The following is a 15,608-nucleotide window of genomic DNA, read 5'->3' on the forward strand; positions in this document are numbered from 1 at the left end:
ACATAAAACATGAAAATTTTAGTGGTTGACGATGAGCAGGATGTGCAGGTACTTTTTGAACAACGTTTCAGGAAAGAAATCAAGTCAGGCGAATTCAAATTTGTATTCGCTTTTTCTGCTGAAGATGCAATTACATACCTCCATCACAACGAACATGAGGCCGTTCTCATCCTATCCGACATTAATATGCCCGGCATGACCGGCCTTCAATTACTGGAACATATAAAACAGAAATTTCACAAACCACCACCGGTTGTAATGATGATTACCGCCTATGGTGATGTAGAAAATTATCGTGTGGCAAAAGAATTAGGTGCTGATGATTTTTTAACCAAGCCCGTGGATTTTATAGCTTTAAAAGAAAAACTCAAAACCTGCATTGTATGACAAAAATATTGGTAGCAGACGATGAGGCCGATCTGGAGGTGCTCATCCGGCAAAAGTTTCGGCAAAAGATAAGAGATCATCAATATGAATTCTTTTTTGCTGCAAATGGTACGGCAGCGTTAGATCAAATGCAGAAGCATCCGGATATTTCTATTGTGTTAAGTGACATCAATATGCCTGAAATGGACGGACTTACATTGTTGAGTAAGTTGAGTGATGTATCGCCTCTTACAAAAGCCGTAATGGTTTCAGCCTATGGTGATATGGAAAATATACGTGTTGCCATGAACAGAGGTGCATTTGATTTTATAACCAAGCCGGTGAATTTTGAAGATCTGGAACTGACAATGGAAAAAACAATCCGGCATGTAAACCAGATGAAAGAAACACTGCAGGCTATTAAGGAAAACAATATATTGAAAATGTATGTTGATTCAAATGTGCTCACATTTATGGGTACAAGGGAATATGAAGCATCATTAAGTGACAATGAAACAATTGAAGCTACTGTAGCATTTATTGACATCTGCAGTTTTACATCCATCAGTGAAAAAGAACCGGCCGATACTGTTGTGCGTATGCTCAATAATTATTTCGACCTGATGGTGAAAGAAATTATTGCACAGCAAGGAATTGTAGATAAATTTATAGGAGACTGCATTATGGCTGTTTTTAAAGACGAATATCATTTAGACAGGGCGATTGATGCATGTTTATCTATACGAAATAAAATTGATGCATTGCCGGAGGATCATGGCTTTTCACCCAAAGTATCAATGGGTATTCACAGTGGTGAAATGATTTCGGGAAACATCGGGTCTGCAACGTTACGTCGCCTAGATTATACCGTCATTGGCGACACTGTAAATATTGCACAACGAATACAATCGAAAGCTGACAAAGGTCAGATCGTTATCACTGAAGAAAATTATGAAAAAGTGAAACTCTCATTCAATTGTAAAAAAATAGGTACATCTGTTTTAAAAAACAGGCAAAAAGAAGTGGTGCTTTTTGAAGTTTTAGATTAATCCACATCATTGATCCCAAAAATTAACCCCGAATGTCACATTTAAAAAAAATACAGAACGAACAAATAAATTGGTACCAGGTATTCGATTTACGAAACATGTTACAAATAATTATTGGCGTATCCCTGGCAGTGCTGGCCATGCGTGGCTTTATGATACCTAATCGATTTATGGATGGCGGCATTACCGGTATTTCAATTTTACTGCACGAAATTTTTCACTGGAACATCAGTATACTTACGTTGTTATTGAACGCACCCATTATTTATCTTGGTTACCGTCGTATAGGTAAAACATTTGCTGTGCAAACAATTTTAGCTGTTATTCTTTTAGCCATTGGTTTGCAGTTTATAGAAATACATCCCATAACCACCAACCCACTACTCATTGCCATTTTTGGAGGTGTTATAATCGGTTGCGGCGTTGGCTTGGTGATACGTTGCGGTGGTGTTATTGATGGTGCCGAAGTAATAGCTGTATTTACCAAACGCAAAACGGGTTTTTCCAACAGTGAAATTATCCTGCTGATCAACTTTCTGATTTTTACGGTGGCCGGCACACAGTTTGGTCTTGAAACAGCTATGTATTCTCTCATCACTTATTTTACTGCAACACGTGCAGTTGACTATGTAGTGGATGGTATTGAACAATATACGGCCGTTAACATCATTTCTGCCGAACCTGAATTAATAAAAGATTTTCTTGTTAATCAGAAGGGAAAAGGAATCACGGTTTATAAAGGTGAGCGTGGCTATCTGCCAGGTAGTTTTGACATTAAAACCGATTGCGACATTATTGTAACAATTGTGAGTAGATTGGAAGTACATCAAATTCAGTCAGCAATTATAGGAATTGATCCCAAAGCATTTATTTATGTTCAAACAATTAAAGAAGCTGCAGGTGGAGTATTAAAAGCAAGGGCACATGTCAGTTAACATTAACGATCTTTCATCTAATAATCAGCATGCACGATAAAGAAATCAAGACAGCCGATTACCAAAAAGCAGAGGCATTTATTTTAGGCTGTTTACAAAAAGAATTGTCAACAGACCTGGCTTATCACGGTTACCATCATACACTCGATGTTATGAATGCTGCTATGAATATTGCAGCATTTGAAAATTTATCAACCGATGAAATTGCTTTATTGCGTGTGGCCGTAGCCTTTCACGATTCAGGTTTTATTTATACGCACAAAAACCATGAGGAAAAAGGTTGCCGGTTGGCAGAAGAATATTTACCCGGCTTTCATTTTACACCCGAACAGACTGCAGCAGTTTGTTCAATGATCATGGCTACAAAAATTCCACAACAACCAAAAACAAGACTTGAATCAATTCTTTGCGATGCTGACCTGGATTATCTTGGCCGAGAAGATGCTGTATCAATTGCACACACACTTTTCCTTGAACAGAAACTACATATAAAAAATCTCGATGAAAAAAGCTGGGATGAAATGCAGATCGGCTTTTTAAGAACGCATCAATATCACACATCCTATTCGCTGGCACATAGAGATGCTGGCAAACAAGCTTACCTGCAAATGCTTTTGCGCAAATGGCAGTAAGCAAATCGCCAAACGACTGAGATCAGCATTGAGTGTGACAGAACTCACTTACCGGCATGCTGGTAATTGTATTTTTGCGCAATGTATTTTCAGACAATTAAGTACTTCTTCATTTTGTTTCTTTTCCTATCTCACAACAGTTCAGCACAACGTGCCCGTGATGTACAAACACAAAATCATTTCTGGACAAGTGTGAATACACAGGCACGCATCAGTAATAAATGGTCTGTAATTGCCGATCTGCATATACGTCGCACGAACTATTTAAAGAATAATAACTTTTATTATACCAGGGTTGGTGCAGCCTATCACATCAATAAAAATCTGAGCATTTCGCTGGCCGGGGGACACATGTGGCTTGCCAACAAAACAGCTACTACCGAATTATTTGTAAATGAAAACAGGTTGGTACAACAGTTGCAACTCAGTCAGCCTGTGGGTAAAATACAACTATCGCAACGTTTTCGGATAGAAGAACGCTGGATACAGAACGTCATCAACAGTGAATTAAGTAACACGTACAAATACAGCACACGTTTCCGTTACCAGTTAGCTGCTTCTATTCCGCTCAGTAAGAACAAATACATTCCTTCACTTGCCTTTTCAGATGAACTGATGATGCAAGCCGGTAAGCATATTATCTACAACAACTTTGATCAGAACCGCTTTTTTGCCGGCATCAAGCAACAGATCACCCCTTCGCTGGCATTGGATTTCGGTTATATGCATGTTTGGCAGCAACGGCTGAGTGGCTACCAATACAATCGCAACCACACCATTCGTTTATTTTTCTATTGGCAACCCGACTTTAGAAAAAAACAATCTTCTCCACCAACAGCACAAAACAACCTACCGTTACTGTAAAGCTTTTTGCAGGCATGCAACGAATACTTAGCTTAGTGGAACAGACCAACTCTACTTACAGCTATGAGGTATTTTCTTGTTCTTCTTTTGCTACCGTTACAAATTTTTGCTCAATCGTTCTCACAATCAGAGATCAAACGTTGGAAACAGCAGGCCCAACGTGTAACCATTATTCGTGATAACTGGGGCATTCCGCATATCTATGGAAAAACAGATGCAGATGCTGTGTTTGGTTTGTTGTATGCACAATGCGAAGATGATTTTAAACGGGTGGAAGCAAACTATATTGAAAAGCTGGGCCGCAAAGCAGAAGTTGCAGGTGAGAGTGAATTGTATAATGATCTGTATTTACGTTTAGTGATCGATAGTGCAGAAGCAGTTGCTGATTATAACAAAGCGCCGCAATGGTTAAAAACATTATTACTGGCTTATGCTGATGGTATTAATTATTATCTCTATACACATCCTAGTGTTAAGCCGGCGTTGCTTACTCGTTTCAAACCCTGGTATCAATTACTATGGACCGATGGAAGTATTGGCGCTATCAGCACAGGTGATATTACTGCAGAAGATGTAAAGAACCTGTATGGGAATACAAATGCAACCATTGCTTATCACCCAAAAGAATTTACAGACAACAGCAGCGGTTCCAATGGATTTGCCATTGCTCCATCAAAAACAGAAAGCGGCAAAGCGATATTGTATATCAATCCGCATGTAACATTTTATTTCCGCCCGGAAGTACATGTGGTAAGTGAACAGGGATTGAATGCGTATGGTGCCGTTACATGGGGACAGTTTTTTGTGTACCAAGGCTTCAATGAATATTGTGGATGGATGCATACCAGTGCAAATGTTGATGTGGCTGATATGTATGCAGAAAAGATGAGTGGCAGTGGAACGAACATGACGTATGAATACAACAATGAAAAACGTGCAGTAAAACAAAAGCAGGTCAGCATCAAAGTGAAGCAGGGTGATCAGCTCGTTACAAAAACATTTACGACATATTCCACGCATCATGGTCCGGTTATGGCAAAACGTAACGGACAATTCATCAGCGTACGTTCAAGCAACCGCATGATAAATGGTTTGTTGCAAAGCTGGCAACGCACCAAAGCAAAAGGTTTGGATGACTATAAAAAAGTAATGGCGCTGCGTGGTAATACCAGTAACAGCACTGTGTTTGCAGATAACAAAGGCAACATTGCTTACTGGCATGGTAACTATGTGCCGAAACGAAATACAAAATTCAATTGGGGAAAGACAGTTGATGGAAGTACTGTTGAAACTGAATGGCAGGGATTGCATGACGCAACGGAAACAGTGCAGATGATCAATCCATCAACAGGTTGGATACAAAACTGCAACTCCACTCCTTACACTGTTAGTGGCGAAGCAAGTCCAAAGAAAAAAGATTACCCGGTTTATATGGCCCCTGATGGAGAAAACTTCCGTGGTATAAATGCAGCAAGAGTATTGAGTAAAGAAAATAAATTCACCATTGATAAAACCATTGCTGCAGGTTATGATACTTATCTGTCTGCGTTTGAAGTGCTGATTCCTGCGCTGGTGAAAGCCTATGAAACAGGTGTGCAACCGGGCGACAGTCTGCATCGTTCATTGGCAGCGCCCATTGCTGTTCTTGCAAACTGGGACTTCCATTCTTCAAATCATTCGATTGCCACAACATTGGCGGTTGAATGGGCACAACGTTTAAATGCATCTATCCGAAAAATTTATATTGAAGATGGAGATGACGACCAGGTAACTGCTACGAAACGTTTTGCTGCAACAGCTATTCCGCTGCAATTACTGGCGCCTTTGAATGAAACAGTGAAACAATTGAAACAGCAATTTGGCACATGGGAAATTCCGTGGGGAGATATTAACCGTTATCAACGGGTGAGTAATGATCTTGTTCAAAAGTATGATGATAATAAGATCAGCTATCCCGTTCCGTTTGCTTCTGCACTTTGGGGCATGTTGCCCTCGTATAACAGTCGCACTTTCCCCGGAACAAAAAAACGCTACGGCTTCCATGGTAATAGCTTTGTGTGTGCGGTTGAGTTTGGAGATAAGATAAAAGCAAAATCATTATTGGCCGGTGGTAACAGTGGCGATCCCAACAGTAAACATTTTACTGATCAACTGGAGATGTATACGAAGGGACAATTTAAAGACGTGTTGTTTTACAAAGAAGATGTGCTGAAACATGCGGAACGAACTTATCATCCGGGTGAATAAGTTTTTAACTTGTAATATCGCTTTGCGAATAATTTAACTGACATGAGATCAATTCTAATCTTCCTGTTTCTACTTCCACTGTTTGCTGTTGCTCAGCAATATGATGTACTTATTACCAATGGAAAAATTCTGGATGGTACGGGTAACCATTGGTTTTATTCTGATCTTGCTGTGAAAGATGGAAAGATCGTTGCCATTGGTAAATTGAAACAGCAAGATGCAAAACGTGTAATTGATGCAAAAGGATTGATAGTAGCACCCGGCTTTATTGATGTGCACACCCATATTGAAGGCGAAGAAAAACGAACCCCAACAGCAGAGAATTTTATTTATGATGGTGTTACAACTGTTGTAACGGGCAACTGTGGTTCGTCGCAGGTTGATATGAAAAAATACTTTGCATTCATCGACAGTTTGAAAACATCGATCAACATTGCAGCACTCATCGGTCATAACGATGTTCGCAGAACAGTATTAGGTCGTGCTATGAAAGACCCTACCGAAGCAGAGATGCAACAGATGATCTTGCTGGTGGAAGAAGCAATGAAGAACGGGGCTGTTGGTTTTTCAACGGGTTTAATTTATATCCCCGGCACGTATTCCAAAACAGATGAAGTGGTAAAGCTGGCAGGTGCTGCAGCAAAATACAATGGCGTGTATGCAAGTCATATCCGCAATGAAGGTGATAGTGTGGCAGTTGCCATTCGTGAAGCTATCCAGATCGGTTATTTGAATAAGATGCCGGTAGAAATTTCACACTTTAAAGTGAGCGGTCAACAAAACTGGGGACGAAGCAAAGAAACCATTGCGATGATCGAAACGGCAAGAAGAGATGGTGTGGATGTAACCATCGATCAATATCCTTACACTGCCAGCAGTACTTCACTCGGCATATTGATACCGGATGAGATTTTAGCTGATGGACAAGATTCAATCGTTGCACGATTGAATAGACCAGATACCCGCAAGTATGTTATTGAATCAATGTTAAAAAGCTTGAAGAAACGCAAGCTGAAACATTTCAGTTACCCTGTTGTGGCGAATTATCGTTTTGATACAACGCTCAATGGTAAAAGTATTGAGCAGGTAAATCTTATTAAAGGAAGAAAACATAAAGCAAAAGCGGAAGCCGAAACGATTGTTGAAATGGTGATCAACGGCGGCGCACAAATGGTCTTTCATGGTATGAGTGAAACTGATGTAAAACGCATCATGCAATATCCGTTCAATATGTTTGCAAGTGATGCAGGTATCCGTTTGTTTGGTAGTGGTGTGCCGCATCCACGTGGTTATGGCACCAATGCAAGAGTATTGGCGAAATATGTTCGTGAAGAAAAAATACTCACTTTGGAAGAAGCCATCCGCAGAATGACCTCATTGCCTGCACAAAAATTTCAATTGAAAGATCGTGGTTTGTTGAAAGAAGGTATGGCTGCTGATATTGTGATCTTTGACGCAGCAACTGTAAAAGACAATTCAACATTTGAACAACCGCATCAATATTCAACCGGCTTTACGTTTGTGTTGGTGAATGGCCAGATTGTTGTTGAAGATGGAAAGCATAACGGTACAAGAAGCGGTCGCTCACTGAAAGGGCCGGGCTTTCAATTGTAAACATGTCAATCAACCAGAATGAAATTTCTTTCTTTCATCGTTTGTACATGCTTATTTACTTCTGCTCTTGCACAGGAACGAAAACCTGCTGAAGCATACGGCATTAAAATCGGTGTAATGCAAAAGGGACCCACCAACTCTATTCTTGATGTGGCAGGTGTGAAAGTTGGTCATGTTACATTGATTGTTGCAGATAGCATCCGCACAGGTGTAACCGCAGTTCTACCGCATGGCGATAATCTGTTTCAACAAAAAGTACCTGCGGCTGTTTTTACCGGAAATGGTTTTGGTAAACTCGCTGGCACCACTCAAATAAAAGAACTCGGAAATATTGAATCGCCGATCATTCTAACCAATACCTTGAGTGTAGCAGAAGGAATCAATGGCGTTATCAATTACACACTTGCACAAAAAGGAAATGAACAAGTGCAATCGGTGAATGCAGTAGTTGGTGAAACAAATGATGGTGCGTTGAATGATATACGTGGCAAGCATGTAAAAGTTGATCATGTATTGCAAGCCATCAATACAGCATCCACACAAAAACCACAACAGGGAAATGTGGGTGCAGGTACCGGCACGGTGTGTTTTGGTTTTAAAGGAGGTATTGGTACAGCATCACGAAAACTGCCTGCATCATTAGGTGGTTATACCGTTGGTGTGTTAGTTCAAACAAATTTTGGTGGAGTGTTACAGATTGACGGCGTTCCTGTTGGTGAAAAACTTGGTCGTTACTCGTTCAGTGATCAATTACAAAATCCGGTTGATGGTTCTTGTATGATCGTTGTGGCTACGGATGCACCACTCGACAGTCGCAACCTTGAACGTTTAGCTAAACGTGCTTTTATGGGTTTGGCAAAAACAGGCGGCATTGCATCGAATGGCAGCGGCGATTATGTGATCGCTTTCTCTAACAATGCATCGGTGTTGATTTCACACGACAGCAAAACATCTACTATTACAACAACTGTGTTACCGAACGATGTAATGAGTCCGCTGTTTATGGCAGCTATTGAAGCAACCGAAGAAGCCATCATCAATTCGTTGTTTATGGCAACAGATATGAAAGGCAAAGGCGGACGAACAATTGAAGCTTTACCATTAGATAAAGTATTACCGATCCTAAAACAATATAATCGCATCAACTGATCATGTGGGCATTCATCAACAATAAATTTGTAAAAGCAGAAGAAGCGGTATTATCTGTAAGTGACCTTTCGGTCCAACGTGGGTATGGCGTATTTGATTTTTTTCGCACAGAAGAACATGTCCCGCTGTTCATCGATGATCATTTAGATCGCTTGCGACATTCAGCTTCAGTTCTGCGTTTGCAGCTTCCGTATAACAATGATGAGTTGAAAAATATTGTTCGTGAACTCATCAGAAAAAATAGTCTTTCAAGTTCCGGCATCCGCATCACGGTTACCGGTGGCAATGCAATTGATACGTACACACCCACAACACCCAACATCATCATCACACAAAGCACATTAACGATGGATGCGGCGTTTGATGCTTCAAAAGGTTTGCATCTCATCACCGAAGAATATGTACGTGAATTACCGACCGTAAAATCGATCAACTACCTGATGGGTGTATATCTTCAACAAAAAGTAAAAGATGCAGGTGCAGGTGATGTGTTGTATGTAAAGAATGGATTCATCAGTGAGTTGCCACGTTCTAATGTGTTTGTTGTATCAACAGATAATAAATTGCTTACAGCAAATGAACATGTATTGCACGGCATCACCCGAAAACATATTCTGCAAATCGCAACATCAGTGATGGAAGTAAAAGAACAACCAGTTTCATTTACCGATGTGCTCAATGCAAAAGAAGTGTTTGTAAGCAGCACTACAAAACGGTTACTTCCCGTTTTTTCTGTCGATGGAAAAAAAATTGGTAACGGCAACACCGGGACTGTTACTGCTGATCTGTATCAACGTTTCCTTGAGCTGGAGCAACAAGTCATCAGTAAAGTTTACTAACTAATTTTTTCTGTTGGCGATATAAAAGTCACGCAGGAGTTCAGCTCCTTTTAATTTACCCGGATCTTTCCACCAGCTTTGTTTCTGCCACAGCATATACTGTTTTCGTTCCTCTAACAAAAAAGATTGAAGAAAAGGTGCAGGTGTTGTTTGTTGTATTGTACTTGCTGATGCAGGCAAAGGATAATTAACTGAAACAGGAACAGAGGGCGGAACCTTTCTAACCTCGCTGGTTGATGATTGACCATAATTTGTACTGAACTTATAAGTAACTGAAGATTGGGGCAATTGCTTTTGTTGCCAATTCTGTTGTTGTTTATTATGATAGCCCGCAAGTTGCTGAAGCGTTGGGTTTTTTGGAAGATTTTGTGCGGTTCCAGTAAATGAAGGAGCTAGCAGTAGCACTGCTAACCAAATTTTATTTCCCTTAACCGGGAAAATTAGTTGCGGAAGCTGATACTTAGTAAACATACACTGATTTTTAATTGATGATCAATTACAGGGCATGATTAAACTATAAAGAACTTGTTTCTAAGTTACAACACTAAACAAAGAAATCAAATAGCTGTTATAAGAATCCGGGGCTGGGGAATCATTTGTAACTTGTACGCCTCGCTCACATAACATGAAAATACTCTGGCAATATTTAAAACCCTACCGCAAACTGGTATTTGTTGCACTGCTACTGGCCGGTGTTGCACAAATACTTTCGTTATACGATCCCATCATTCTTGGACGCATCATTGATGAGTACACGCTTAATCCAGATAGCAAGACAGAACCAGAGCAGATTCGTGGTGTGTTGATATTATTAGGTATTGCACTAGGTATTGCACTGGCTGCCAGGTTATTCTTATCGTTCAAAGATTATGTGATGAGGTTGGTGGTACAGAAATTCGGGATGCAGATCTTTAATGACGGATTACGTCAGATGCTTCGTTTGCCTTACCAGGATTTTGAAGATCAGAGCAGTGGTGAAATTTTATCCATCCTGCAAAAAGTACGTAACGACACGGAACGCTTCATTACTGCTTTCATTAATATTCTATTCTCATCCATTGTTGGTATTGGTTTTCTTATCTGGTATGCATTTACCAAACATTGGGCATTAATACCTGTTTTCTTAATTGGTGTGGTATTACTTGGCGGATTAACAAGTATACTCAGTCGGTCCATTAAAGTATTGCAACGTTCACTCATCCGGCAGAACAGGCAAATGAGCGGAACGATTACAGAAAGCTTACGCAATATTGAGTTGGTGAAAAGCCTTGGACTTACTTATCCTGAGATAAAACGATTGCGAACACACACGCAGGAAATTTTTGATCTTGAAATGAAGAAGGTGAAAAAGATCCGTTCACTTTCTTTTTTCCAGGGAAGTATTCTGATACTGTTGAAACAATCGATCCTTTTTATTTTACTATGGCTCATCTTCCGTAAAGTATTATCGCCGGGTGAATTGATCTCAATGCAATTTATTTCAACCGGTATTATTGGACCATTGCAGGATCTTGGCAGTATCATCCTTTCTTATCGTGAAGCTGAAGCATCCTTGCAATTGTTTAATGAACTGATGATGAAAGAAACAGAATACCGTCCTGAAGAACCTGTTGATGTGGGAGAGATTGAACACCTGCGTTTTGATGAAGTTACCTTTCGTCATCGCACTGCAACAACCAATGCACTGGAACGTATTTCGTTTGAGGCATCGTTGGGCGATACCATTGCATTTGTCGGTCCATCAGGTTCAGGCAAATCAACGCTGGTTAAATTATTGGTTGGATTATATACGCCGGTTGGTGGTGACATTTTGTATGATGATGTTTCATCGAAAGATATCCGTTACAACCGCATGCGCAAACAGTTAGGGTTTGTAACGCAGGAAACACAATTATTTTCCGGCAGCATTCGTGATAACATGAAGTTTGTAAAAGCAGATGCAACAGATGAAGAAATTTATGCCGCCTTGGAAAAAGCATCGGCACTCAGCATCATCAACAATAAAGACCTCGGATTAGATACGCTGCTGGGCGAAGGCGGTAAAAAGTTATCTGGTGGTGAAAAACAACGTTTGTCAATAGCCCGTGCATTACTGCGCAAGCCACGGCTTTTGATTTTTGATGAAGCAACGTCTGCCTTGGATTCAATTACCGAAGAACAGATCACACAAACTGTTCGGGAAATTTCCAGTTTAAAACAACAGATCACCATTCTCATTGCACATCGTCTTTCAACCATCATGCATGCCGATACCATTTATGTGTTGGAGAAAGGTAAGATTGTCGAACAAGGAAGCCATGATGTATTGGTGAACAATAAAGGATTGTATTATGCCATGTGGCGGCAGCAGATTGGTGAGCGGAAGACGATGGCGACGTCAATTGAAGATAACGATGAGGAGTTTGAAGAGGCTGAATAGTTAACGTTATTGTATCCTGAGCTTGGCTCTACAACTCTGGCACAAATCCTTTTCCCTATCCAGTTTCATCTGTCCTTCTGCGTCCACCATAATACAGGTTTCATTTGAACAATGCTGCAGACCGAAGTTGTGTCCCATTTCGTGCACTACAACTTTAAACAACCGTTGCTGAAAATGTTTTTGTGATGTTGCTGTTTTTCTCAATCGAAAAGTTGAAATAACGCAGGAGCTGCCTGGCTTATAGCCTAAGCCCATCACACCATAATCTTTATGTGCTCCCTTATTGACAGAGACATCCTCGCTTGTAATTCCAACGATTGATCTGACTGAATCAGGCTTTATGTGTTTCAACCATTTGATCGTTGAATCAGCACGGTAACGGTTGCGGGGCTTGTAGTAGGTATGCAGTGGAAATTCCTTTGATGAAGAAATTACGATTTTAACGGGATAGAATTTTTCAATTGAATCTTTTAAAAAGGAAAGCGTTGACGTATCTGAAAACTGTAATGGTTGCAATATAACAGTTGGCTTATTCCTCTGCGTAATTTTCAATTGCGATTGATCGTTACAGGAAACATAAACAACAGCAAACAATATGATGAGGCAACGCAAGTTCATACAATTTTAATAGCTGATGAGCTTTTCAATTGTTTCACTCAGTCTTGCCTTTGCCATAAAATTTTGCTCTAATTCTATATTGAAAGGTATAGGTGTATCCAAACTTGCACAACGCATTACCGGTGCATCCAGTAATTCAAAACAATGCTCTGCGATCCATGCTGCAATTTCACCACCTATACCACCGATCAATGTGTCTTCATGCAGCAACAACACACGACCGGTACGTTGCACGGCTGCACGAATAGCTGCATAATCCAGCGGAGCAAGCGAACGCAGATCAAGAATATCAATCGAAATCTCCGGATGTTCTGCTGCATAATCTTCGGCCCAATGCACAGCAGCACCATACGTAATGATGGCTACTTCATCACCACTTCTTACATGACGTGCTTTGCCAATTTCAATTTCATAATATTCTTCGGGCACTTGTCCGCTAATTGCACGGTACAATGCTTTGTGTTCAAAATATAAAACAGGGTTAGGGTCGTTGATAGAAGCGATCAACAAACCTTTTGCATCCATTGGCGTTGATGGATACACGATTTTCAATCCCGGTGTTTTGGTAAACCACGCTTCATTACTTTGGCTGTGAAACGGACCTGCCCCAACACCACCACCCGTGGGCATGCGTATCACAACATCGGCATTCTGACCCCAGCGGTAATGGATCTTCGCCAGATTATTAACGATCTGGTTGAAACCCACCGTTACAAAATCGGCAAACTGCATTTCCATCAATCCCTTGTAACCTTCGAGACTTAAACCAAGTGCAGCACCAACAATAGCACTTTCACAAATAGGTGTATTACGCACACGTTCTTTACCAAATTCCTGCACAAAACCTTCGGTTATTTTAAAGGCACCACCATATTCAGCAATATCCTGCCCCATAAAAACAAGATTGGGATGTTGGGTCATGCTTTGATGAAGGGCTTCTTTGATAGCATCAACGAAACGTTTGTCGTGAGTGGTGAGTGGTGAATGCTGAATAATGTCTGAATGATCGAGATGTTTTACTGATGATTGTCGACTGTCGACTGCCGACTCTGCAAACAAATCATCCAACTCTTCCTCCGTATCAATTTCCATTGGCTTGGCTTGATTCGCCAACAACAGTTCACTGTCAATTAAGTTTTTTAATTCTGTACGGATCGTTGAAACATCTTCTTCTGTTAATACCGCTTCGCTCAGCAAATACGTTTCATAATTTTTGATGGGGTCTTTTTCTTCCCATATCTCAAACAAATGCTTGGGTACATATTTTGTTCCGCTTGCTTCTTCATGTCCACGCATGCGGAAGGTCATACATTCGATCAAATAAGGTTTCTGATGCTCGATGCAATAATTGCGCACACCTTTAATGGTGTCGATCACTGAAAGAATATTATTACCATCGATCTTCACCCCGTCCATACCATAACCTCTTGCCCGCTCCACCAAACTTTCGCAACGGTATTGCTCGTTCGTGGGTGTGCTCAAACCATATCCATTGTTTTCAATGATGAAGATCACAGGTAAATCCCACACAGCTGCTACATTCAATGCTTCATGAAAATCACCTTCACTGGTACCGCCTTCACCGGTAAAAGCAAGTGAAACCTTTTTATCCTTTCTTAATTTATGTGCGAGTGCCACACCATCAGCAATGGCCAGTTGAGGACCAAGATGCGAGATCATACCACACACATGATGTTCTTTGCTGCCAAAATGAAAGCTGCGTTCCCGTCCTTTGCTGTAACCTTCTTTATTGCCCTGCCATTGCATAAAGAGTTTGTGCAAGGGCATATTACGGGTGGTGAAAACACCGAGATTACGGTGCAGCGGCATGATCCATTCGTCGGAATCAAGCGCCAACGTGGCTCCAACAGCAATTGCTTCCTGGCCAATTCCACTAAACCATTTGCTAATTTTTCCCTGCCTGAGCAATAAAAGCATCTTTTCTTCGATTAATCTGGGGTACAGCAAGCTTTTATAAATACTCGTTAACTCAGTGTTGGTAAGGTTTTTGCGTTCGAAGAGCATCTTAAAATTCAATATCTGATGAGAAACAAAGTTCAGGTTTCGTTCCGTTTAAAAAAGGAATTTCTTTTACTAATGTTTGTAATCGGTTGCCAGCTTCCGGCAACCGTCAAGGCACAGGGTCATTCTGTTGATAACAGCAGCGCCAAGGTTATTACTAAACCTGCCGAGTTAAAAGTGAAACAACAGGGTAGCAATTGGCAATTTTCTTTCCCCCGCATTCAATTCAGGTCTGCATTAAAAGTAACCAACAGTAATGGGGCTTTGATAAAAGCAGTAATGGTTGATGAAGGATTGGAAGCAATCAATGTTTCACTCAACAATCTGCCCAAAGGCATTTATCAGTGTGTGTTGGAAAACCGTACGCAACGGTATGCAGCAAGAGTTATGGTTCGGTAATTTATTTATTCTCTTTCCCTTCTTCTTTCAACACCATCTTGTGAACAATAGAATTGATGATGGATAAACAGATGCTGAAGAGTAATGCATACCAGAAGCCATCAACTGTAAATCCTTTTACGAAATAAGCATCGAGCAGGATGATACAGGCATTGATCACAAACAGGAACAAGCCCAAAGTAAAGATGGTGGCAGGTAACGTAAACAATACGAGAATTGGTTTTACAACTGCATCGAGCAATGCCAATACAAATGCCACAGCAATCGCTGTAAAGAAATGATTGATGCTGATGCCCGGTAACAGGTATGCTAAGACAAAAGCGTTAACGGCGGTAATAAGAACTTTTAAAACAAATTTCATACATCAATGATTTCTGATAAAGGAAAATAAAGATACTATTTACTGCCAATGATTTTCTAAATTATATAAATGTAAAGACCGGCTTGCTTAATGG

General features: G+C 40.5%; 15 protein-coding genes. 11 read left to right on the top strand and 4 right to left on the bottom strand.

Annotated elements, in window-relative coordinates:
- The first annotated feature begins 9 nt into the window (after positions 1–9).
- From WG954_RS05185 to WG954_RS05225, 9 genes are all read left to right on the top strand, one after another.
- The gene (locus tag WG954_RS05185; protein ID WP_340434292.1) at positions 10–387 is read left to right on the top strand and encodes a response regulator; all 378 of its coding nucleotides are present in this window, start codon (positions 10–12) and stop codon (positions 385–387) included.
- Complete coding sequence (locus WG954_RS05190; RefSeq protein ID WP_340434294.1) at positions 384–1,415, top strand: adenylate/guanylate cyclase domain-containing protein; 1,032 nt, start codon at positions 384–386, stop codon at positions 1,413–1,415. The genes WG954_RS05185 and WG954_RS05190 overlap by 4 nt, the downstream gene beginning before the upstream one ends.
- Before the next feature lie 32 nt (positions 1,416–1,447).
- Entirely contained in the window at positions 1,448–2,350 is a 903-nt protein-coding gene (locus WG954_RS05195; protein ID WP_340434295.1) for a YitT family protein, read from the top strand.
- A 29-nt stretch (positions 2,351–2,379) separates the two neighbouring features.
- Complete coding sequence (locus WG954_RS05200; RefSeq protein WP_340434296.1) at positions 2,380–2,982, top strand: HD domain-containing protein; 603 nt, start codon at positions 2,380–2,382, stop codon at positions 2,980–2,982.
- 81 nt (positions 2,983–3,063) lie between these two features.
- Positions 3,064–3,846, top strand: a complete 783-nt coding sequence (locus WG954_RS05205) for a DUF2490 domain-containing protein (protein WP_340434298.1) — start codon at positions 3,064–3,066, stop codon at positions 3,844–3,846.
- 63 nt (positions 3,847–3,909) lie between these two features.
- Positions 3,910–6,093 (top strand): penicillin acylase family protein, encoded by a 2,184-nt coding sequence (locus WG954_RS05210; RefSeq protein WP_340434300.1) that lies wholly within the window; start codon positions 3,910–3,912, stop codon positions 6,091–6,093.
- Between the two features lie 42 nt (positions 6,094–6,135).
- Positions 6,136–7,707 (top strand): N-acyl-D-amino-acid deacylase family protein, encoded by a 1,572-nt coding sequence (locus tag WG954_RS05215; protein ID WP_340434302.1) that lies wholly within the window; start codon positions 6,136–6,138, stop codon positions 7,705–7,707.
- An 18-nt stretch (positions 7,708–7,725) separates the two neighbouring features.
- A complete protein-coding gene (locus tag WG954_RS05220) occupies positions 7,726–8,856 on the top strand; it encodes a DmpA family aminopeptidase (protein ID WP_340434304.1) in 1,131 nt (376 codons plus the stop codon).
- A 2-nt stretch (positions 8,857–8,858) separates the two neighbouring features.
- Entirely contained in the window at positions 8,859–9,695 is an 837-nt protein-coding gene (locus WG954_RS05225; RefSeq protein WP_340434306.1) for an aminotransferase class IV, read from the top strand.
- On the opposite strand, the gene WG954_RS05230 is transcribed toward WG954_RS05225, so the two are convergent.
- The gene (locus WG954_RS05230; protein WP_340434308.1) at positions 9,696–10,166 is read right to left on the bottom strand and encodes a hypothetical protein; all 471 of its coding nucleotides are present in this window, start codon (positions 10,164–10,166) and stop codon (positions 9,696–9,698) included.
- Positions 10,167–10,320: 154 nt separating this feature from the next.
- On the opposite strand from WG954_RS05230, the gene WG954_RS05235 reads away from it, so the two are divergent.
- Complete coding sequence (locus WG954_RS05235; protein WP_340434309.1) at positions 10,321–12,114, top strand: ABC transporter ATP-binding protein; 1,794 nt, start codon at positions 10,321–10,323, stop codon at positions 12,112–12,114.
- A gap of 6 nt (positions 12,115–12,120) precedes the next feature.
- On the opposite strand, the gene WG954_RS05240 is transcribed toward WG954_RS05235, so the two are convergent.
- Positions 12,121–12,732, bottom strand: a complete 612-nt coding sequence (locus WG954_RS05240) for a matrixin family metalloprotease (protein WP_340434311.1) — start codon at positions 12,730–12,732, stop codon at positions 12,121–12,123.
- Between the two features lie 6 nt (positions 12,733–12,738).
- A complete protein-coding gene (locus tag WG954_RS05245) occupies positions 12,739–14,757 on the bottom strand; it encodes an alpha-ketoacid dehydrogenase subunit alpha/beta (RefSeq protein ID WP_340434313.1) in 2,019 nt (672 codons plus the stop codon).
- Between the two features lie 18 nt (positions 14,758–14,775).
- Between WG954_RS05245 and WG954_RS05250 the strand changes: the two genes are divergently transcribed.
- Complete coding sequence (locus tag WG954_RS05250; protein ID WP_340434315.1) at positions 14,776–15,153, top strand: T9SS type A sorting domain-containing protein; 378 nt, start codon at positions 14,776–14,778, stop codon at positions 15,151–15,153.
- Between the two features lies 1 nt (position 15,154).
- Here the strand turns inward: WG954_RS05250 and WG954_RS05255 are convergent, their stop codons facing one another.
- Positions 15,155–15,514: a phage holin family protein gene (locus tag WG954_RS05255; protein WP_340434317.1), complete on the bottom strand. Its 360-nt coding sequence runs from the start codon at positions 15,512–15,514 to the stop codon at positions 15,155–15,157.
- Between the last annotated feature and the right edge of the window lie 94 nt (positions 15,515–15,608).

This window comes from Lacibacter sp. H375, from assembly GCF_037892425.1.
In the GTDB taxonomy this organism is placed as follows: Bacteria; Bacteroidota; Bacteroidia; order Chitinophagales; family Chitinophagaceae; genus Lacibacter.